This window comes from Mycobacterium lehmannii, from assembly GCF_001499925.1.
Lineage (GTDB): Bacteria > Actinomycetota > Actinomycetes > Mycobacteriales > Mycobacteriaceae > Mycobacterium > Mycobacterium lehmannii.
Genome location: NZ_LQIR01000027.1, coordinates 14525 through 34726, shown reverse-complemented (window position 1 = coordinate 34726; position 20202 = coordinate 14525). Strand labels below are relative to the sequence as shown.

At 66.7% G+C, this 20202-nt stretch carries 20 protein-coding genes; 2 read left to right on the top strand and 18 right to left on the bottom strand.

Annotated elements, in window-relative coordinates; all coding sequences use genetic code 11:
• Positions 1-2: 2 nt before the first annotated feature.
• From AU192_RS15830 to fadD1, 11 genes are all read right to left on the bottom strand, one after another.
• Positions 3-1334 carry a F0F1 ATP synthase subunit B/delta gene (locus AU192_RS15830; protein ID WP_064397808.1) on the bottom strand — a complete coding sequence of 444 codons (1332 nt, stop codon included), beginning with the start codon at positions 1332-1334 and terminating at the stop codon, positions 3-5.
• A gap of 3 nt (positions 1335-1337) precedes the next feature.
• The gene (locus AU192_RS15825) at positions 1338-1856 is read right to left on the bottom strand and encodes a F0F1 ATP synthase subunit B (RefSeq protein ID WP_064397807.1); all 519 of its coding nucleotides are present in this window, start codon (positions 1854-1856) and stop codon (positions 1338-1340) included.
• Positions 1857-1864: 8 nt separating this feature from the next.
• Positions 1865-2113, bottom strand: coding sequence for a F0F1 ATP synthase subunit C (locus AU192_RS15820; protein WP_064347125.1), 249 nt, complete (start codon positions 2111-2113; stop codon positions 1865-1867).
• 65 nt (positions 2114-2178) lie between these two features.
• A complete protein-coding gene (atpB, locus tag AU192_RS15815) occupies positions 2179-2934 on the bottom strand; it encodes a F0F1 ATP synthase subunit A (RefSeq protein ID WP_064397804.1) in 756 nt (251 codons plus the stop codon).
• The gene (locus AU192_RS15810) at positions 2934-3386 is read right to left on the bottom strand and encodes an ATP synthase subunit I (protein ID WP_064397803.1); all 453 of its coding nucleotides are present in this window, start codon (positions 3384-3386) and stop codon (positions 2934-2936) included. Before AU192_RS15810 ends, atpB begins: the two co-directional genes overlap by 1 nt.
• A 236-nt stretch (positions 3387-3622) precedes the next feature.
• On the bottom strand, positions 3623-4840 hold the full coding sequence (locus AU192_RS15805) for a glycosyltransferase family 4 protein (RefSeq protein ID WP_207544948.1): 1218 nt from the start codon (positions 4838-4840) through the stop codon (positions 3623-3625).
• Between the two features lie 2 nt (positions 4841-4842).
• Positions 4843-5496 (bottom strand): L-threonylcarbamoyladenylate synthase, encoded by a 654-nt coding sequence (locus AU192_RS15800; protein WP_064397801.1) that lies wholly within the window; start codon positions 5494-5496, stop codon positions 4843-4845.
• Between the two features lie 22 nt (positions 5497-5518).
• A complete protein-coding gene (gene prmC / locus AU192_RS15795) occupies positions 5519-6382 on the bottom strand; it encodes a peptide chain release factor N(5)-glutamine methyltransferase (RefSeq protein WP_064397799.1) in 864 nt (287 codons plus the stop codon).
• Positions 6379-7470: a peptide chain release factor 1 gene (gene prfA, locus AU192_RS15790; RefSeq protein WP_064397797.1), complete on the bottom strand. Its 1092-nt coding sequence runs from the start codon at positions 7468-7470 to the stop codon at positions 6379-6381. Before prfA ends, prmC begins: the two co-directional genes overlap by 4 nt.
• Positions 7471-7557: 87 nt before the next feature.
• Complete coding sequence (gene rpmE / locus AU192_RS15785; protein ID WP_064397795.1) at positions 7558-7827, bottom strand: 50S ribosomal protein L31; 270 nt, start codon at positions 7825-7827, stop codon at positions 7558-7560.
• A gap of 215 nt (positions 7828-8042) precedes the next feature.
• Positions 8043-9611, bottom strand: a complete 1569-nt coding sequence (fadD1, locus tag AU192_RS15780) for a fatty-acid--CoA ligase FadD1 (RefSeq protein WP_064397793.1) — start codon at positions 9609-9611, stop codon at positions 8043-8045.
• A gap of 101 nt (positions 9612-9712) precedes the next feature.
• On the opposite strand from fadD1, the gene AU192_RS15775 reads away from it, so the two are divergent.
• Positions 9713-10324 carry a TetR/AcrR family transcriptional regulator gene (locus tag AU192_RS15775; RefSeq protein WP_064397791.1) on the top strand — a complete coding sequence of 204 codons (612 nt, stop codon included), beginning with the start codon at positions 9713-9715 and terminating at the stop codon, positions 10322-10324.
• Here the strand turns inward: AU192_RS15775 and AU192_RS15770 are convergent.
• On the bottom strand, positions 10321-10911 hold the full coding sequence (locus AU192_RS15770) for a maleylpyruvate isomerase family mycothiol-dependent enzyme (RefSeq protein WP_064397790.1): 591 nt from the start codon (positions 10909-10911) through the stop codon (positions 10321-10323). The genes AU192_RS15775 and AU192_RS15770 overlap by 4 nt on opposite strands.
• Positions 10912-10979: 68 nt before the next feature.
• Here AU192_RS15770 and AU192_RS15765 point away from each other — a divergent pair, with 68 nt between their 5' ends.
• Positions 10980-11429 carry a MarR family winged helix-turn-helix transcriptional regulator gene (locus AU192_RS15765; RefSeq protein WP_064397788.1) on the top strand — a complete coding sequence of 150 codons (450 nt, stop codon included), beginning with the start codon at positions 10980-10982 and terminating at the stop codon, positions 11427-11429.
• A 60-nt stretch (positions 11430-11489) separates the two neighbouring features.
• On the opposite strand, the gene rho is transcribed toward AU192_RS15765, so the two are convergent.
• The 6 genes from rho to argS all read right to left on the bottom strand — a co-directional run bounded on the left by rho (position 11490) and on the right by argS (position 20131).
• On the bottom strand, positions 11490-13412 hold the full coding sequence (gene rho, locus AU192_RS15760; RefSeq protein WP_064397787.1) for a transcription termination factor Rho: 1923 nt from the start codon (positions 13410-13412) through the stop codon (positions 11490-11492).
• Between the two features lie 296 nt (positions 13413-13708).
• The gene (gene thrB / locus AU192_RS15755) at positions 13709-14653 is read right to left on the bottom strand and encodes a homoserine kinase (RefSeq protein WP_064397785.1); all 945 of its coding nucleotides are present in this window, start codon (positions 14651-14653) and stop codon (positions 13709-13711) included.
• Positions 14654-14656: 3 nt separating this feature from the next.
• Positions 14657-15739, bottom strand: coding sequence for a threonine synthase (gene thrC, locus AU192_RS15750; protein ID WP_064397782.1), 1083 nt, complete (start codon positions 15737-15739; stop codon positions 14657-14659).
• Positions 15736-17061 (bottom strand): homoserine dehydrogenase, encoded by a 1326-nt coding sequence (locus AU192_RS15745; RefSeq protein WP_064397780.1) that lies wholly within the window; start codon positions 17059-17061, stop codon positions 15736-15738. The genes thrC and AU192_RS15745 overlap by 4 nt, the downstream gene beginning before the upstream one ends.
• 2 nt (positions 17062-17063) lie before the next feature.
• On the bottom strand, positions 17064-18443 hold the full coding sequence (lysA, locus tag AU192_RS15740) for a diaminopimelate decarboxylase (protein ID WP_197505954.1): 1380 nt from the start codon (positions 18441-18443) through the stop codon (positions 17064-17066).
• 35 nt (positions 18444-18478) lie between these two features.
• Positions 18479-20131, bottom strand: coding sequence for an arginine--tRNA ligase (argS, locus tag AU192_RS15735; protein ID WP_064397777.1), 1653 nt, complete (start codon positions 20129-20131; stop codon positions 18479-18481).
• Between the last annotated feature and the right edge of the window lie 71 nt (positions 20132-20202).

Here is a 20202-nt window from a genome sequence, read left to right as displayed (position 1 = left end):
GGTCAGTCGGGTAACCGGGTCTCGGCCGCCGCCAGCTTCGACGCCAGCGACCCGTCGATCACCTCGTCGCCGACGGCGATCGTCAAGCCGCCGAGCAGTTCGGGGTTGACGTCGAGCTGAATCGACACCGGACGGTCGTAGATACGGGTGAGCAGTTCGGTGAGCCGCTCGCTCTGGGCGTCGCTGAGCTCAGCGGCCGCGCGAACCTGCGCCACGACCTCACCGCGCCGCGAGACAGCCAGGTTCGCGAGTTCGCGAACGGCCTCGTCGGCGCGCTCCCCGTGCAGCAGATCGAGCGTCTGACGCAGCAGGTCGGCGGTGTTCTTGCTCGCCCGTCGCCCAAGCACGTTGTTCAGCAACCCGATTCGTCCCTCGAGCGGGGCGGTGTATTCACCCAGCAACGAGATCAGGCGCGGCTCAGAATCGAGGATGCGGCTGAACCGGAACAGCTGATCTTCGACGTCCTCGATCTGACCCTCCCCCTCGGCCCGCACCAGAAGTGCCAACCGGGCGAGGTGCTGGAAGCTGTGAATCAGATCGGACGTGGCCGACCAGCGCTGCGACACAGCGGTTTTGATCAGGTCGAGCGCGGAGTCCGAGACCTGGCCCGAGAGCAACCGCTCGACGAGCTGAACCTTGGGCTCATCAGCGCTGGAGGGATCGGCCAAATGCCGGGAGAGCACGGGCTCGCGGCGCAACAGTTTCGAGGTGGACGCCAGATCGTCGGCCAGCCGCGTCAGCGCTTCCCCGTCCAGACCGTCGGCCACCCCGTCGAACCGCTCGACCAGCTGAGCCAGGGAGTCGCGGCTGGCGGCACGAAGCTTCGCCGTGACGACGTCGGTGAACGTCGTCGTCGACGGGGCCATCTCGTCGAGCTCGGCGAGGAAGCGGTCGACAGTCGCGGATTGTTCGGAGCTATCGGAGACGAAGTCGCGCACCAGGTCGCCTGCCCGCTGCACCGATTCGGCACCGAGGCTCTGCCGGAGCTCGCGAACGAGCTGTTGGCGCAGAAGCTGAACCTGTTGCGCCCCTAGCGTCTTGATGCGCTCCAGCTCGACGTCGGCCTGCGCGCGCAGCTGCTCGGCGATGATCTCGGCATCCCTGCGAGCCTCTTCGATCACCTGTGCGGCCTCGGCCTTGGCCTGTTCCAGAGCTTTTGCGTGCTCGGTATCGGCGTCGGCCACCTTCTTCTCGGCCTCGGCGTGTTCGGTCAGCTGATCGCGGATCGTCTCCTGCTGGGTCCTCATCATGTTGCGCACCGGCGGCACGACAAACTTCACGATCAGGAACACAATAAGGATGAAGCCGATGAATTGGCCGATAAAGGTCGACATGCGTCAGCGCTCCCGTCCTGTCGCGACCGGCACCGTGCGCGTCGCCACGTCGACGCCGAGCACCCGACTAGCGAGGTTGGCGGCCAACGTCTCCACCGACGACTGGAGATCGGTCGTCAGTGCCCGCGACTGCTGCGTGAGCTGTTCGTTCGCCTGCTGCAGAAGTGTCGAGACTTCCGCGTTGGCGCGGGCCCGCGCGTCGTCGACGATCTTGCGACCCTCTGCACGGGCCTCTTCACGGACCGACGTCGCCTCGCGGCGGGCGTCCGCCATCACATTGCGATAGTCGGCGTCCGCGGCTGCCCTCAGTTGGGCTGCCCGTCGATTGTCCTCGGCCGTCTTGAACACCATCGCCTCGCGCTCGTGCAGGACCCGAGAAATCGGGGGCACGACCCACTTGGCGATCACTCCGAGCACGATCAAAAAGATCAGCAGCACGAAGATGAAGGTGCCGTTGGGGATGAGGAAGTTGCTCTGACCGCCTCCCTCAGCCGCCAACAGAACGACGTTCGAGTCAGCCATGGCCGGCTTTAACCTCCGACCGGCGTGGCGAACACGAACAGCGCCATGAACGCCAGGTTGATGAAGTACATGGCCTCCACCAGACCCACCGTGATGAAGAACGGCACGAACAGACGACCCTGAGCTTCGGGCTGGCGGGCTACGCCGTTGACCAGAGCGCTACCGACGACACCGTCGCCGATCGCGGCACCGATGGCGCCGCCGCCCAGAAGAAGTCCACCGCCGATGAGCGCTCCGGCAGCGATAGTGGGATCCATTCCTTATCCTCCTTGATTTCTGGTAGCAGTCCTACCAGGTGGTTTTGTCGAGCATTTACACGTGGTCAGTGATGTTCATCCTCAAGCTCCATCGACTGACCGAAGTACAGGATCGTCAGCAGCGCGAAGATGAACGCCTGGATGGCGCCGATGAACAATTCGAACGACTTCCACAGGGCATTCGGTGCCCACAGGATGTACGCCGGAAACAGGGCGATGATCGTGACCATGATGCCGCCGGCGAAGACGTTGCCGAAAAGTCGGAGTGACAACGAGACTGGCTTGGCGAGCTCTTCGACGAGGTTGATCGGGGCGAGGAACGACACGTGCCCCTTGAGCAGTCGCACGGGGTGGCCGAGCGGACCGCGGCGCCAGAACCCGGCGGCGTGATAGCAGATGAATACGAACAGGCCGAGCGCCAACACGAAGTTGATGTCGGCGGCCGCGGGTTTGAGCAGTTCGTGAATCCCGGTCTCGTCGCTGTACTGCCACGGAAAGACCGACAGCCAGTTCGCGATCAGGATGTAGACGAACAGCGTCACCGCGAGGGGCAGCACGAACGGCGCGATCTTCATACCGATCGCGGACTCGACCTGGTTGCGCACCTGGACGGTGATGGCTTCCCAGAAGAGCTGCACTCCGCTGGGCACACCGCTCGACGTCACCTTCGCGCGCAAGTAGAACGCCAGCGCCAGCACGATCACAGCGGCGATCGACGCGGAGAGCAACGTATCGGTGTTGACAGTCAGCCCAAACCAATTGGCCTCGGTATGCGTGCCGACGTGAATTCCGGAGTCGGCGGCGAGGATGGTTTCGGTCATTACTGGATGGCCTCCCCTTGGGGTCCAACGGTGTCAGTCGGGCTACCTGCGCGCAGTTTCCGCGCGACGGGCACGGCGGTCGTGAACACGAGCAACATCTGGAACAACGCCATTCCGAAGACCACACCCAGTCCCTCGGGCCGGAACGCAAACGCGATCACCAGGCCGATCACCGTCAGGACCATCAAGCGTACGGCGGAGTTCACGGCCATTTTGCTCTTCAGCGGGTGAGCATGGGCGGTGATCCGCAGGGCCGATCGTCGTACCAGAATTGCGTTGAACAAGCCGAGGCCCAAGCCGATGCCGAAGAAGATTCCGACCATCGGATGGCCGAGCAGGGCGGTCGCCACCGTGGCGAGCACGGTCAGCGCAAAGCAGATCACCGAGAGCCGTAATGGGCGGAACGCAACGGATGGCAACACCAATGGCGCATCTTGCGCTGGCGTCGTCACAACTTCACCTCAATCCGCGGTTCACGGTGGCTGCCCCGATGATTTGCGTGCATGCGCCCTGAGAGTATCGGAGGGCGTTTGGCTCGCTGGAATCACCCACGGGGCAGCTCCCTTTGTCGGTCGTGGTTCCGTTCCGATCGGTGGTGTACCGATGGCCCGGGGGCCGGCAACCCGTGAGGTTTTTTCGGGTTCTGAATGCACCCTAACACATGGTGGGAGGCATAAAAGGGGGTCTACTACTTTTCGTCGTACATCGCCTGGAATTGGCCGTTTCGCCGACGGAGAAGAGGGATCAGGGTCACGACGACGGCGACGAGAATTGCGGCCAGCATGACGGCTCCGCTGTAGCGCGGATCGATGAAGATCGTGCTGGCCGCACCGAAGCAGACGATGGCCACCCACAGATAGATCACCAGGACGACTCGCCGGTGCGAATGTCCGATCTGGAGCAACCGGTGATGCAGGTGCATCTTGTCAGGTGTCGTGAAGTGCACGCCCGCGCGGGTACGCCGGATGATCGCCAGCAGGGTGTCGAGCGCGGGGACGAACATGACCGCGACCACGAGCAGGAACGGCGACAGCAGCGCGAAGACGTCGCGCACCCCGTACGCCGTCTGAGAGATGGGGCCCGCGGCGGTGGTGGCCGCCGCCGCCAGCATCAGGCCGATCAGCATCGACCCGGAGTCGCCCATGAAGATCCGGGCGGGGTGGAAGTTGTGCGGCAGGAACCCGAGGCACACCCCGGCCAGCACCACCGAGATCACCGCGGGCGGATAGAACAGGACGTCGCCGCCGTGGTCGCGCAGCAGCCCGACCGAGAAGATGCAGATCGCCGATGCGGTGATCAGCCCGAGGCCGGCCGCGAGCCCGTCGAGCCCGTCGATGAAGTTCATCGCGTTGACGATCGACACCGTCAGCGCCAGCGTCAGCAGGATCGATGACACCTGATCCAAAACGATGGTGCCGACGCCGCCGATCGGGATGTAGAGCACGCTCCACGCCACCCCCATGGTGACGAGCACACTCGCCGCGGTGATCTGACCGGCGAACTTCGTCAGCGAGTCCAGGCCCCAGCGGTCGTCGATCAGGCCGACGACCATGATCAGCCCGCCGGCGACGACCACCGCGGGCATGCCCGTCGAGTAGACGAATCCTCGCGTCAGCGCCGGCAGTTGGGAGGCCAGCAGGACGGCGAACGCGACGCCGATGTACATGGCGAGTCCGCCCATCCGCGGGATGGGTTGCGCGTGCACGTCTCGGTCGCGCGGAATCGCCACGGCACCGAAGCGACGCGCCATGACCCTGACCCACCCGGTCGCGAAGTAGGTGATGATCGCGGCCGTCAGACCGACCAGCGCGAGCTCCCGGATCGGTACGCCCGCACCGCGATCGTTGAGTGCCAGCAGCGTGTCGGTGGCGTAGACCACCGGTGAACCGTACTGCACGAAAGCCAATCTCAGTCCGTCAAAGTCGTCGGCTCGACACCGAGCACGGTCGCGATCGCCTCCACACCGACCGGGCCTTCGCGTAGCACGCGGGGATGTGCGCCGGTGAGGTCGACGATCGTCGACGCGGCCTGCCGCTCGGATGGTCCTGCTTCGAGGTACACCTCGACTTGTTCGCCGAGTTGTTCTCGCGCCGCTTCTGCGGTGACTGCCGGGGGTTGTCCGGAGACGTTGGCACTCGAGACCGCCATCGGCCCGACTGCGCGCAGCAGTTCGATGGCCACCGGATGCAACGGCATGCGCAGCATCACAGTTCCGTGCGCATCGCCGAGGTCCCAATGCAGCGACGGGGCCTGGCGTACCACCAGGCTCAGCGCGCCCGGCCAGAAAGCGCGGATGAGTTCGCGTGCGCTGCTCGGCACGTTGTAGACCAGGCCCTCGATTGTGTGCCACGAACCGACCAGGACGGGCACCGGCATGTCGCGGCCCCGCCCCTTGGCGGCAAGCAGCGCCGCGACGGCTTCACCATCGAATGCGTCGGCGCCAACGCCGTAGACGGTGTCGGTGGGCAACACGACCAGGCGGCCGCCCTTGAGCGCGCTGATCGCCGACGCGATACCGGTCTCACGCTGGTCGGCGTCGGAGCAGTCGAACAACTGGCTCATGTCGCGACTTCTCCTTCGGGCGTCATCTGGTCCTCCGCGCGGTCACGAACCGTGGCCGCCCGGTGAGGTCGCGCCGGGCGGTGACGTCGTCGAAACACGTTGCGAGGCGGAAACACTCGACGGTACGGTCCGACGTCGTGTCGTCGTGCTCGACGGCCACCAACCCGCCCGTGCGCAGCCACCGGCCCGCCAGGCCGACGATCGCCTCGATCACTCGCATCCCGTCGGGTCCCCCGAACAATGCGTGGGCCGGATCATGTTCGGCCACTTCGAGTTCCAGCTGCGCACCGTCGGGAATGTAGGGCGGGTTCGCAACGATGAGGTCGACCGAACCGTCGAGTTCGGGCAGCAGCGTGGGTGCGGTCACGTCGGCGCAGACCACCTCGACGCCGGTTCCGGCGAGATTGCGTCGCGCGTATTGGAGCGCCGACTCGGAGTCGTCGACGGCGTTGATGCGCGCGTCGGGCCGGTCATTCGCCAACGCGAGCGCCAGCGCACCGCTGCCGGTGCACAGGTCGACGATCACCGGGGCATCGGGTAACCGTTGCGTCAGAGACCATTCCAGCAAGGCTTCGGTCTCGGGGCGTGGGATGAACACGCCCGGGCCGACGTGCACGTCGACCGGCCCGAACGCGGCGGTGCCGACCAGGTGCTGCAGCGGGACGCGCCGGGCGCGCCGGTCGATGAGATCGTCGTATCGTTGCGCGAAGTCGGGTCCGGCCTCGATGAACCGCAGACGGCCCCGGTCGGTGCCCAACACGTGCGCGGCCAGCAGTTCGGCGTCGACGCGCGGCGTGGCGACACCCGCTTCGGCCAGCACCGTCGCGGCGGCGTCGATGGTCTGGCTCAGCGTGGTGGATGCCGGCGCCGGGCTGGGCCGGGTCATGTGGCCTGCAGTCTCGCTTGCTTGTCGGCGGCGGCCAGCGCGTCGAACAGGTCGTCGAGGTCGCCGTCGAGCACCTGGTCGAGGTTGTGCGCTTTGAAGTTGATCCGGTGATCGGCGATCCGGTTCTCCGGGAAGTTGTAGGTCCGGATGCGCTCGCTGCGGTCCACTGTGCGGATCTGGCTGGCGCGGTCGGCCGAGGCGTCGGCCTGCGCCTGCTCCTCGGCCATCGCCTGCAGTCGCGCGGCGAGCACCTGCATCGCACGGGCCTTGTTCTGCAGCTGCGACCGCTCGTTCTGACAGGTGACGACGATGCCGGTGGGCAGGTGGGTGATGCGCACCGCGGAGTCGGTGGTGTTGACGCCCTGGCCCCCCTTGCCCGACGACCGGTAGACGTCGACGCGCAGATCAGATTCGTCGATCTGCACCTCCTCGATCTCTTCGGGTTCGGGGTAGACGAGCACTCCGGCCGCGGAGGTGTGCACGCGGCCCTGCGACTCGGTGACCGGGACGCGTTGCACCCGGTGCACGCCGCCTTCGAACTTCAGCCGCGACCACACGCCGTCGGCGGAGTCACCCTTGCTCCGGATCGACAACGTGGCGTCCTTGTAGCCGCCAAGGTCGGAGAAGGTCTCGTCCAGCACGGTGACGGTCCAGCCGTGGCGCTCGGCGTAACGGATGTACATCCGGGCCAGGTCGGCGGCGAACAGCGCGGACTCCTCGCCGCCCTCCCCCGACTTGACCTCGAGCACGATGTCGTCGGCGTCGTGCGGGTCGCGGGGTGCGAGCAGGTCGGTCAGCTGGGTGTCGAGCTGCTCGACGGTGGACACCAGCTCGTCGACCTCGGCCCCGAACGACGGGTCGTCGGCGACCAGCTCCCGTGCCGCCTCTAGGTCGCCGCGGGCTGCCTCGAGCTTGCGGTACGTCGCGACGATCGGCGACACCTGCGCGAAGCGCTTACTTACCTTGCGGGCGCGGGCGGCGTCGGCGTGCAGGTCCGGATCGCTGAGTTGGCGTTCGAGGTCGGCATGCTCGGCCAGCAGCGTGTCGATCGCTCCTCCCGACTGAGTCGGGGACTGCGCGCGAGCCATGTCGACCTCCTCTCCGTAGCCCCTCGCGAACGCAAACCGGCGCCCGGCCTGGCCGCTGATGCGGCAGAACGGGCGCCGGAAAGGACGCTACTTGTCCGCTGAGCCTTTGTCGGCCGCGGCCTCGGTTTTTCCCGTCGCTGCGCTCGCCCCGGTGCGCTTGCCGTAGCGCTTCTCGAAGCGCGCCACCCGGCCGCCGCTGTCGAGGATTTTCTGCTTGCCGGTGTAAAAGGGATGGCACTGCGAGCAGACCTCGACGTGGATCTGTCCGCTCTGCTTGGTGCTGCGCGTGGTGAACGTGTGGCCACAGCCGCAGTGCACGGTGGTCTCTACGTAATCAGGGTGAATACCCGTTTTCATGGTTTCCTCTTCGATCGTGGCCCCGGGTCGCCCCTCCGTGCTGGAGGTGACGGGCGTGAACCGGAACCGAGGGTCGGCGGTCCATTATGCCAGCTAGGGCCGCCAAGTGCCTAAACGCGTGCGCACCGGGCGGTATTCCGCTTCCACCTCCGGCCGAACGTGGGTTACCGGCACGCGGCGGGGCGGTTTGGCGTGCCATATCCCCACAATCGCGCCTAAAGAGGCTGGTACCTGCCGCCGTCGCGCCGCCAGAGGGTTCTGCCGTCGGGTGTGACTCCCCGCGCGACGAGCTCACGCTTGAGGATCTTGTTGGTCGCGGTGCTGGGCAGGTCGTCGGCCACCCACACGTAGCGCGGCCAGGCCTTGGGCGAGAGGTCCCGCTGGGCCGCCAGGAACTGCTCGAACGCCCCCGAATCGAGTTCGGCGTCGTCCTGCAGCACCAGGGCGGCCATCACCTGGTCGCCGACGAGTTCGTCGGGCACCGGATAGACAGCGACGCGGTTGACCGCCGGCAACCGGAGCAGGATCCGCTCGATCGGCGCGGTCGCGAGATTCTCGCCGTCGACCCGCATCCAGTCGGCCGTGCGCCCGGCCAGGTAGATGTAGCCGTCGGCGTCGCGGTAGGCCAGATCCCCCGACCAGTACATGCCGTGGCGCATCCGCTCGTCGGTGGCGTCCGGGTCGTTGTAGTAGCCGCGGAACAGGCCGCTGCCGTCGGTGTTGACGAGTTCGCCGATCGCCACGTCGGCGTTGGTCAACGCGCCGTTCTCGTCGAACTCCGCCACCGGGCACTCGGTGACCGTGTCGCTGTTGTAGATCGCCACGCCTGGAAAGCCTTGCCCGATCGAGCCTTTCGGTGTGTCGGGGGTGCGGGTGATGATCACGGCGTTCTCGGTCGAGCCGAAGCCGTCGTCAACGGTGACATCGAAGCGCCGGCTGAACTGCTCGATGTCGCGGTCGGTGGCCTCGTTGCCGAATGCGACGCGCAGCGGGTTGTCGCGATCGTCGGGTTGCTCGGGTGTGGCCAGCACGTAGGCCAGCGGTTTGCCCACGTAGTTCATGTAGGTCACGCCGTGGCGTCGGATGTCGGCCAGGAACCGCGACGCGGAGAACTTGGCGGGCACCATCGCGGCCCCGGCGACGAGTGCGGGTGCCCATCCGCCCACCACGGCGTTCGAATGGAACATCGGCATCGACAGGTAGCAGACGTCGCGCTCGGTGAGTTCGAACTTCTCGGCCAAGGCGTTGCCCGCGAACAGCACCATGAGGTTGGCCACCTGGACCGCTTTGGGCTCTCCGCTGGTGCCCGACGTGAAGATCATCATGAATGTGTCGTCGACGGCGGCTTCCCGGTGCGCAACGAATGTCGTCGCGGTGGCCAGGAAGTCGGACCAAGCAGTGCTGGACGTGTCGAGCAGCGTGACCCCCGGAAGGTCCAAACCGTCGAGCAGCGGGCGGTGCTCGGCGTCGGTGATCAGGAACTGACAGTGCACCTTGGCGACGTCGCGCGCCAGGGCCTCACCGCGGCGCGTGGTGTTGATACCGCACACCACGTAGCCTCCCAGGCCGGCCGCAGCCAGCGCGATCAGCATGTCGGGGGTGTTGCCGAGCAGGACGCCGACGTGCAGGGGACGGTCCTGGTCGGCGGCCCCGATGAGCGCGGCGGCCTGCGTCTTCGCCTCGGCAACGTACTGGCGGTACGTCCAGGTGCGGTTCCCGTACCGGATGGCGACGGTGTCGCGGTCGGCACGCTCGTTGAGCAGCTGCTGGAGCGTGTCCGCCATGGCTCACCTTCCGACAGTGAACAGATTCGCGATTGTGTCTACCATGACACAATGCTCCGATCGGCCCACTTGAGGGCGAGGTTAACGGAGGAGCCCACCCGGTGACGAGCGATGCCGCCACCAAGAGCGTCCGCGATCGACTGATCGACGCGGCCGAGATCTGCCTGCGCGCCAAGGGAATCCGCGCGACCACTGTGTCCGAGGTGGCTGAGGTGGCGGGCGTCTCCCGCGGTTGGCTGTATCGCCACTTTCCCGACAAGGTCTCGCTGCTGGGGGCGGCGATCGTGCGGCTCAACGAGGCCTATTGGTCCGAGGCGCACGAGATGCTCGAGCGCGTCGACGGCCTCGACCGGCAGCTCGCCGCCGGCGTCCTGCACGGGCGCACGGCCTATGACGACCCTGGCACGTTGTTGATGAAGCTGCGCATCGACGAGCCCGAGGAGTTCGCCGCGTGCGCAGGCGCCGGCGTCCAGGGCCTGGTGCCCGACCTGGCAGATTTCTGGTCTCGCTACCTGATCACCGCGCGCGAGTCGGGCGAGATCCACCCCGACACGGACGTCGCCGCGGCATCGGAATGGCTTGCCCGCGTGCTGATTTCGCTGGCAACGGTACCCGGTAAGACGCTCGATCCCAGCGACGGCGACGCGGTGTTGCGGCATCTGCGCCGCTACGTCATGCCGGGACTGCGAGCCGACCCGCCGAGTGATCTTTAGGCGACGTCGATGGCGGCGGCGGGCCGGCCCACGAGCGTCATGAGGATGTCACGGATCGGCGCCTCGACGCGGCGGCCCTCGCCGGCCTGGAATTCGGCGTCCGTCGCGGCGAGTTGCACGCCACGAAAGCGTCGCTGCGCCTGGAAGGGGAAGCCCATCGTCCACACCCTTTCGGCCGCAGCGACCGCCGCGTCCACCGGCATGGGACGGTCGATTCCAAGCGGCACCGCGATGTCCTGGGTGTGCACCAACACATCCATCAACGGGTCGAGTTCGGCGGTGCCCGGCGGGCGTTTACGCGATCCCCGCATGGCGCGCAGCGCCGCGGTGAGCTCTGCAGGAGATCGGTTGTCCTGCACCGCTACTCGATAGATCATCGCGTTGATCCGAAAGCCGGATCGCAGCAGTTCGAACAGCAATCTCGGTTTACCTGATGCGGAGTGTGTGATGTGGGCGGCCACATCACGAACGGTCCATCCCTCGCACAGGGTCGGTGTCGACCATTGTTCGGGTTCGAGGCCGTCGAGCATGTCGGCGAGGCCCGCGCGCTGTTCGTCGATATTCCGCCAAACGGTGTCGGACTCCACGGACGCCTCCTCCAGTTAGTCAGGTACCCTGACGAATATAGTCAGGATCCCGTACTAAGGTCAATGGGGTGAGCGACTGGGTCAGCACGGCGACGTTGATGTTCATCGGCCATCGTGCTGCCGAGGCACGCGTCATGGAGGCATTGGTCGCGGCAGGTGCCGACGACATCACGCTCGCGCAGTCCAGGCTCATGCAGCGCCTTGACCTGCGGCAGGTGAATTCGAGCGGAATGCGGCTTACCGACCTCGCCGAGCAGGCACGCGTGACCAAGCAGACCGCCGGCGCGCTGATCGATCAACTGGAGCGGTCCGGTTATGTGGTGCGCACGACGGACCCCACGGATGCGCGCGCTCGACTCGTCACGTTGAGCGACAAGGGCATGGCGGTGTGCCGGGCCGCGGGCGAGGAGATCGCCAAAGTCGAGGACGAGTGGCGACGCTTCCTCGGTGAGCGCCGGTTTCAGCAACTTCGCGACGCGCTGACGGCACTGCGCGAGATCACCGACCCCTACCGATGAGCGGTTTCGGTGCCGCTCGTCGCGCTCAGCGCAACCGGCGGCACCGAAATCAGCACGCGGTCAGTCGGCGTCCATCGAGCCCGGAGCGGTCTTGGAGACCTGCACCAAGAACTCGTAGTTGTTCTTGGTCTTGCGCAGCTGGCTCATCAACAGGTCGATCGCCTGGTGCGGATCCAGCCCCGACAACACGCGCCGCAGCTTGTGCACGATCGCGAACTCGTCCGGCGACAGCAGCAGCTCATCCTTGCGGGTACCGGACGGATTGACGTCGACGGCCGGGAAGACGCGCCGCTCGGCGATCTTGCGGTCGAGCTTGAGCTCGGCGTTGCCGGTGCCCTTGAACTCCTCGAAGATGACCGTGTCACCGGTCGACCCGGTCTCCACCATCGCGGTGGCGACGATGGTCAGCGAGCCACCCTCTTCGATGTTTCGGGCCGCACCGAGGAACCGCTTGGGCGGATACAGCGCAGTGGAGTCGACACCACCGGACAGGATGCGACCCGAGGCCGGCGACGCATTGTTATACGCGCGGCCGAGGCGGGTGATCGAGTCGAGCAGCACGACGACGTCCTTACCCTGCTCGACGAGCCGCTTGGCCCGCTCGATCGCCAGTTCGGCGGCCTGGGTGTGATCGGACGGCGGCCGGTCGAACGTCGAGGCGATGACCTCGCCCTTGACCGAGCGCTGCATGTCGGTCACCTCTTCCGGACGCTCGTCGACGAGCACCACCATCAGGTGGCATTCCGGATTGTTGGTGGTGATCGCGTTGGCGATGTCCTGGAGGATCGTCGTCTTACCCGCCTTCGGCGGGGACACGATCAGCGCGCGCTGACCCTTGCCGATCGGCATGATCAGGTCGATGACGCGGGTGGTCAGCTTCTCAGTGTTGGTCTCCAGGCGCAGCCGCTGGTTCGGGTAGAGCGGCGTGAGCTTGTTGAACTCCGGCCGCTTCTTGGCCTCCTCGACCGGCTTGCCGTTGACGGTGTCCAAACGCACCAGCGGATTGAACTTCTGCCGCGGATTCTTGTCGCCGCCTTCTCCGTCTCGGGGCACGCGCACGGCGCCGGTCACGGCGTCACCGCGGCGCAGACCGTTCTTGCGCACCATGTTCATCGAGACGTAGACGTCGTTCGGGCCGGCCAGGTAACCGGAGGTGCGGACGAACGCGTAGTTGTCGAGAACGTCGAGGATGCCGGCAACGGGCTGAACGACGTCGTCCTCGCGCAGTTCGGTGTCGCGGTCACCGCCGCCGTCACCGCCACCGCGCTCACGACGCCTGCGGTCCCGGAACCGGCGACCGCGACGACCGCCCCGGCCTTCGCCGTCGTCGTCGTTGTTGCCGCCTCCGCCGCCGCGGTTCTGGCCACCCTGCTGCTGGTCGCCGTCGGACTTGCTGTCCGACTTGTTGGACTGGTCGCTCTTGTTGGACTGGTCGCTCTGGCGGTCACCTGTCTTGGCGTCGCCAGTGGCGTTGTCCGATTGGTTACCCGATGCGTCGGGTGTGCCGGCTCCGCGCGACGCGCCACGTCGCTCACGGCGCCGGGGCTGCTGCTCGGCGTCGGCGTTGGAATTACGGTCGTCGCCGCTCTCGGCGCCCTGCTCGGCGTTCGGAGCCTCCTTGGCGGGTTCGGCGGTCTTGGCTTCGCTGCTCGCGGGAGCCTCGCCACCGGCGGAAGCCTTTCCGCGGCCGTTCGAATCGCCGCGCCGCTCACGGATGGCGGCGACCAGTTCGCTCTTGCGCATACCGGACGCGCCCTCGACGCCGATTTCCTTGGCCAAGGCGCGCAGTTCGGGCAGCACCATGGTCGACAAGGCGCCCCCGCGGTTGCCCGAAGCGACCTCGGCGGTCGGTGCGGTTTCGGCGGTCGGCGTGGCGTTCGGCGCGTCCGCCGCCGCAGAAGTAGAAGAATCTGAACTCACGGCGTTTGGCAGCTCACCGTTTTCGCTGCTGCCCCCAGCCGTGATCAGGTCCGTTTCAGTCACGGATGTCCTTTCTTTCCCTCGCAGAACGAGTCGTGCGGGGATTCGGTGCGATCAGTCGATCCACTGAACGCATGGGCCCCACCATTGCCCCTGCAACGGTGATGGCCGGGCCTCGCCGGTATACGGCGAACCGTCAATCCACGAGTAGACCACGGGGAAAATGGGTGGTGTCCTATTGTCGGCGCAGGTAGAGACGCTGCGATTGCCTGACGACAGCGAGAATATCCCGCATCGGGACGGGAAGCAAGAAAGACATGGGTGTCGTGTTGCTCCTGTGATTCCTGTTCCGACCGCTTTCAGCGTCGTGCTGCTGCGCCTGACATCCACTTCGCGCCGTCACCAATGGTCATGGGTTTGACGGTGAACCCGTTCGCGGTACCGCACTCGAGAGCTTCTGCGGGCAACTCCGAGGACGTGCACAGTGCAAGTACCGACGGACCCGCTCCTGAGAGCACCGCTGCTACGCCGCAACGTCGCAGGACCCCCAGGTATTCCGCGGAAGCCGGCATGGCCGACGCCCGTTGCGGCTGATGCAGGACGTCTTCGGTCGCGGGCATCAGCAGGTCGGGCCGTGTTGTCAACGCGACCATCAGCAGGGCGGCCCTGCTCACGTTGAAGCGCGCGTCGGCATGGCTGACCTTCTCCGGTAGGAGCACGCGTGTCTCTGCGGTCGACGAGCGCTCGTCGGGTATCGCGACGAACAGGCGGATGTCGGGGTGCACCCGGATCGGCGCGGCGTCGAATCGGGGCGCCGACTCCGGTCCTTCCGTCCAGGACACCACGCCGCCGCCCAGCACCGCCGCCGAGGCGTTGTCGGGATGCCCTTCGAACTCCGAGGACAGCTGGACGAGGTCGTGTTCGGAAAGGATCTCCGAAGAAGTCTGCGCGGCAAGGCCGTTGACGACCGCGAGTCCGCTGACCACCGCTGCTGCCGAGGATCCGAGGCCTCTCGAGTGTGGGATGTCGTTGCGGCACCGCACCGTCATGCCGGAAGCGGCGATGTTCAGGGCGTCGAGCCCTCGCCGGATGGCCCGCACCACAAGATGGCTTTCATCCAGCGGCACTTGCCCCTGGCCCTCACCTTCGACCTCGACCGTCAGACCGGAATCCGTTGTCTCGACGACGATCTCGTCGTAAAGGCTCAACGCGATGCCCAGGCTGTCGAAACCCGGGCCGAGGTTCGCGCTGGATGCCGCCACCACGGAGGTGGCCCTCAGTCCCGGCGGCAGTACGTGAGTCACCGGCTATCCCAGCCCCAACTGTTCGACGACGGCCACTGGATCAACAGGCACCGCGACGACGGACGGCATGCCCTTCAACGCGGTGTCCGGATCCTTGAGCCCGTTGCCCGTCACCGTGCACACGACCGTCGAACCCTTGGCGACCCAACCGTTTTCGACAGATTTGAGCAGACCGGCGATGCTGGCCGCCGACGCGGGCTCGACGAACACACCCTCGCTGCTGGCCACCAGGTGGTAGGCCTCGAGGATCTCCTCATCGGTGGCGGCCAGGAATCGACCGTCGGACTGCTGCGCTGCGGCCACGGCGGTGGTCCACGATGCGGGCGAGCCGATTCGGATGGCCGTCGCGATGGTCTCCGGATTCTTGACCGGTTCCCCGTGTACGAGCGGCGCCGCGCCAGCCGCCTGCGTGCCGAGCATGCGGGGAAGACGATCCGAGACACCGTCGCGGTGATACTCGGTGTAGCCCTTCCAGTAGGCGGTGATGTTGCCGGCGTTGCCCACCGGCAGCGAATGCACATCGGGCGCGACTCCCAACGCGTCGACGATCTCGAAGGCCGCGGTCTTCTGTCCTTCGATCCGGTACGGGTTGACGGAGTTGACCAGCGAGATGGTCGGGAAGTCGGCGGTCAGTTTGCGCGCGAGTTCCAGGCAATCGTCGAAGTTGCCGTCGACCTGGATGATCTTCGCACCGTGCATGACGGCCTGGGCCAGCTTGCCCATCGCGATCTTGCCCTGCGGCACCAGCACTGCGCAGGTGATCCCCGCTCTGGCCGCATAGGCCGCTGCCGATGCCGATGTGTTGCCCGTCGACGCGCACAGCACCGCCTGCTGGCCGCGCGCCACTGCCTCGGTCACCGCCATGGTCATGCCGCGGTCCTTGAACGAACCGGTCGGGTTGAGCCCCTCGACCTTGAGATGCACTGTGCACCCGGTGAGTTCGGACAGCCGCTGCGCAGGCAGCAGCGGAGTCCCACCCTCACGCAGGGTGATCGGCGTCCAGCTGTCCTCGACCGGCAGCCGGTCGCGGTACGCGGCGATCAGGCCGGGCCAGGGCTGGTGAACGGTCTGCGCTGAGGTGCTCATTCGCTGGTTCCTTCCATGCGCAGCACGCTGTTGATGCTCTGCACGACATCGAGGTCGGCCAGCGCTGACACCGTCTCCGACAGTGCCGCGTCGGTGGCCTGATGGGTCACCACCACGATGCGTGCACCGCAGCGCTGACCACCCTCGTCGACCATGCCCTCCTGGCGCACCTCGGCGATGCTGACGTCACGTTTACCGAATTCGGCTGCCACAGCGGACAACACGCCGGCGCGATCGGCGACGTTCATGTTCACGTAGTAGCGAGTGGGGATGAAGCCGATCGGCGCGATCGGCAACTTGGCGTATTTCGATTCGCGCGGTCCGCGGCCGCCCTGCACGCGGTTGCGGGCCGCCATCACGAGGTCACCCATCACCGCTGAGGCCGTCGGCGCGCCACCGGCGCCCTGCCCGTAGAACATCAGACGGCCAGCGGCCTCGGCCTCGACCACCACAGCGTTGAACGCTCCGTTGACGGCGGCCAGCGGATGATCCAGTGGCACCAGCGCCGGGTACACCCGCGCCGAAACCCGTTGCTGGCCCTCATCGCTGGTGAGCCGCTCGCAGATGGCCAGAAGTTTGATGGTGCAGCCGAGCGCCTTGGCCGATTCGAAGTCGACGCTGCTGACCTTGGTGATGCCCTCGCGGTACACGTCGTTGGAGCTGACGCGGGTGTGAAAGGCGATCGAGGCCAGGATCGCCGCCTTCGCCGCGGCGTCGTATCCCTCGACATCGGCCGTCGGGTCGGCCTCGGCGTAGCCGAGCGCGCTCGCGTCGGCCAGCGCGCTGGCGTAGTCGGCGCCCGTGCTGTCCATCTCCGAGAGGATGTAGTTGGTGGTGCCGTTGACGATGCCCGCCACTCGGACCACCGAGTCCCCCGCCAGCGACTGGGTCAAGGGGCGGATCACGGGGATCGCGCCGGCGACCGAGGCCTCGAAATACAGGTCGACCCGGGCGTTCTCGGCCGCCTGGGCCAACTCCCCCGTGGACACCGCCATCAGCGCCTTGTTCGCGGTGACCACGGACTTGCCCTGCTCCAGAGCGGCCAGGATCGCTTTGCGGGCCGGTTCCACGGGCCCCATCAACTCGACGACGATGTCGACGTCGTCGCGGGAGACGAGTTCTTCGATGTTGTCGGTGAGCTTGTCGATGGAGATTCCGCGGTCGTCGGCCACCCGACGGACGCCGACGCCGCGCAGCACCAACGGCGCGCCGATGCGCGCAGCAAGGTCGTCGGCGCTCTGCTCGATGATGCGCACCACCTGGCTGCCGACGTTTCCAAAGCCGAGGACCGCTACGCCGATGGGCTTTTGCGAGTCAGTCATCGTTACCTCACTTCCAGACTCAGTAGATCGTCGACCGTCTCCCGGCGCAGGATCAGGCGGGCTCGCCCGTCGCGCACGGCCACCACGGCGGGACGGCCGATCAGGTTGTAACGGCTCGACATCGAATAGCAATACGCACCGGTCGCGGCGACTCCCAACAGATCGCCGGGCCGGATGTCGTCGGGCACCCAGGTGTCGCGGACGATGATATCGCCGCTCTCACAGTGCTTTCCGACGATACGCCCGATTGTGGGCGCGGCGTCGGTATTGCGTGATATCAGCCGTGCGTCGTATTCCGCACCGTAGAGCGACGTGCGGATGTTGTCGCTCATACCACCGTCCACGCTGACGTAGCGGCGATGTGCGGTCGGGCTGACGGCCACATCCTTGACGGTGCCAACCTCGTAGAGCGTGATCGTGCCGGGACCGGCGATGGCCCGACCGGGCTCGACGACCAACCGCGGAGTGGGTAGCCCGACGGCGGCCGACTCGTCGCGCACGATCGCGGCCAGCTTGGCCGCCAGATCGGCGATCGGCGGTGGATCGTCCTGGGGTAGATACGAAATACCGAGGCCGCCGCCCAGGTCGACGATCGACATCTGCGAGGTCTTGTCGACGCCGAACTCGGCGACCACGTCGCGAAGGAACCCGATCACTCGATGGGCGGCGATTTCGAACCCGGCGACGTCGAAGATCTGAGATCCGATGTGGCTGTGCAGACCCTTGAGGCGCAGGTGATTGGCCTCGAATACCCGCCGGACGGCATCCATGGCGGCACCCGAAGCCAGTGAGAGCCCGAACTTCTGGTCCTCGTGCGCCGTCGAGATGAACTCGTGGGTGTGCGCCTCGACGCCGACCGTGACGCGGACCAGAACGTCCTGGACCACGCCCGCGGCGCCGGCGATCTGGTCGAGGCGGTCGATCTCGATCATCGAATCGACCACCACGTGCTCGATACCGGCCTTGACGGCCGCGGTCAGCTCGGCAACCGATTTGTTGTTGCCGTGCAACGCGATCCGCTCGGCGGGGAAACCACCTGCCAGCGCGACGGCCATCTCACCTCCGCTGGCCACGTCGAGCGAGAGGCCTTCTTCGGCGATCCAGCGGGCCACCTCGGTGCACATGAACGCCTTGGCGGCGTAGCGGACGTTGTCGCCGCCACCGAACGCCGCGGCGATCTCGCGGCAGCGCGACCGGAAGTCGTCCTCGTCAACCACGAATGTCGGCGTGCCGAACTCTGCGGCGATGTCGGTGACCGGCACACCGCCGATCGATACCAGACCGTCGTCATCGCGAACAGTGCTGCGAGGCCACACGTTCGGCGCCAACAACAGAAGCTCGGACGGCGATTGCGGGCGCGGCGGAGCACCACCGTGGTGGATCTCTTCGGCGTGCCGGGGACCGGCGGGATGGGCGATCACATGCGCTCCGGAGCGGAGACGCCGAGGATGCCAAGGCCGTTCGCGATCACCTGACGGGTGGCTGCGCAGAGCGCCAGGCGCGCACCGTGCAGCTGGTTGGGTGTCTCGTCGCCCTGCGGCAGCACACGGCAGGAGTCGTAGAACCGGTGGTAGTCGCCGGCCAGATCCTCGAGGTATCGCGAGACGCGGTGCGGTTCTCGCAGTGCGGCAGCCGTTTTGAGCACGCGCGGGAATTCGCCGATGTTGCGGATCAGCGTGCCTTCCTTGTCGTGGTTGAGCAGTTGCAGGTTCTCGGTGTTGGGAACGACACCCAGTTCGGCGGCGTTGCGGGCCAGCGCCGACAGCCGCGCGTGCGCGTATTGCACGTAGTAGACCGGGTTTTCGTTGGATGCCGACGACCACAGCTCGAGGTCGATGTCGATCGGGCTGTCGACCGAGGACCGGATCAGCGAATAGCGGGCGGCGTCGACGCCGATCGCCTCGACCAGGTCGTCGAGGGTGATCACCGTGCCGGCCCGCTTGCTCATCCGGACCGGCTGGCCCTCGCGCACCAGGTTGACCATCTGCCCGATGAGCACCTCGACCGTGGCCGGGTCCTCGCCGAGGGCGGCCGCCACCGCCTTGAGCCGGGCGATGTAACCGTGGTGATCGGCACCGAGCATGTAGATGCACAGGTCGAACCCGCGCTGGCGCTTGTCCAGGTAGTAGGCGATGTCAGCGGCGACATAGGCCGGCGCACCGTCGCTCTTGATGACGACGCGGTCTTTGTCGTCGCCGTAGTCGGTGGTGCGCAACCAGGTTGCGCCGTCCTTCTCGTAGATGCTCCCCGCTTCGCGGAGCCGGGCGATGGCCTGCTCGACGCGTCCGGACGTGTGCATCGAGTCTTCGTGGGTGTAGACGTCGAAGTCGGTGCCGAAGTCGTGCAGGGACTGTTTGATGTGGGCGAACATCAGGTCCACGCCGATGGCGCGGAACGTCTCCCGCATCTCGTCTTCGGGCAGGCCCAGCGCGTCGGGCTCCTTGGCGAGCACCTGCGCGGCGATGTCCTTGATGTAGGCGCCCGCATAGCCGTCCTCGGGTGTCGGTTCACCCTTCGCCGCGGCGATCAGGGAGCTGGTGAACCGGTCGATCTGGGCACCGTGGTCATTGAAGTAGTACTCCCGGGTGACCGCGGCGCCCTGGGTCGACAGCAGCCGGCCGAGACCGTCGCCGACGGCCGCCCAGCGGGTGCCGCCGATGTGGATCGGCCCGGTGGGGTTGGCGGAGACGAACTCGAGGTTGATGTTGCGCCCTGCGAGGGTCTCGGAGTGACCGTAGGCGGTGCCGGCCGTCAGGACGTCGGTGACGATGACGTTCTGCGCCGACGCCTCCAGGCGCAGGTTCACGAAGCCGGGTCCGGCGACGTCCGCAGCGGAAATCCCGGCGTTGTCGGCCAGGGCCTCGGCCAGCCAGCCGGCCAGTTCCCGCGGGTTGGCGCCGACCTTTTTACCCAGTTGAAGGGCAAGGTTGGTGGCATAGTCGCCGTGCGCGGGATTGCGCGGGCGTTCGACGGTGACGGTCTCCGGCAGCGCTGACGCGTCGAGTCCATGCTGGGCCAGCACCGCGGCAGCGGTGGACTTGAGCAGGTCGGCCAGGTCGGCGGGGGTCACGGGGGTCCATCCTATGGTCTCGGGTGGTCAGCCCCCGAATCCGTTTCCGATGAGCCGAATGCGCTAGGCTG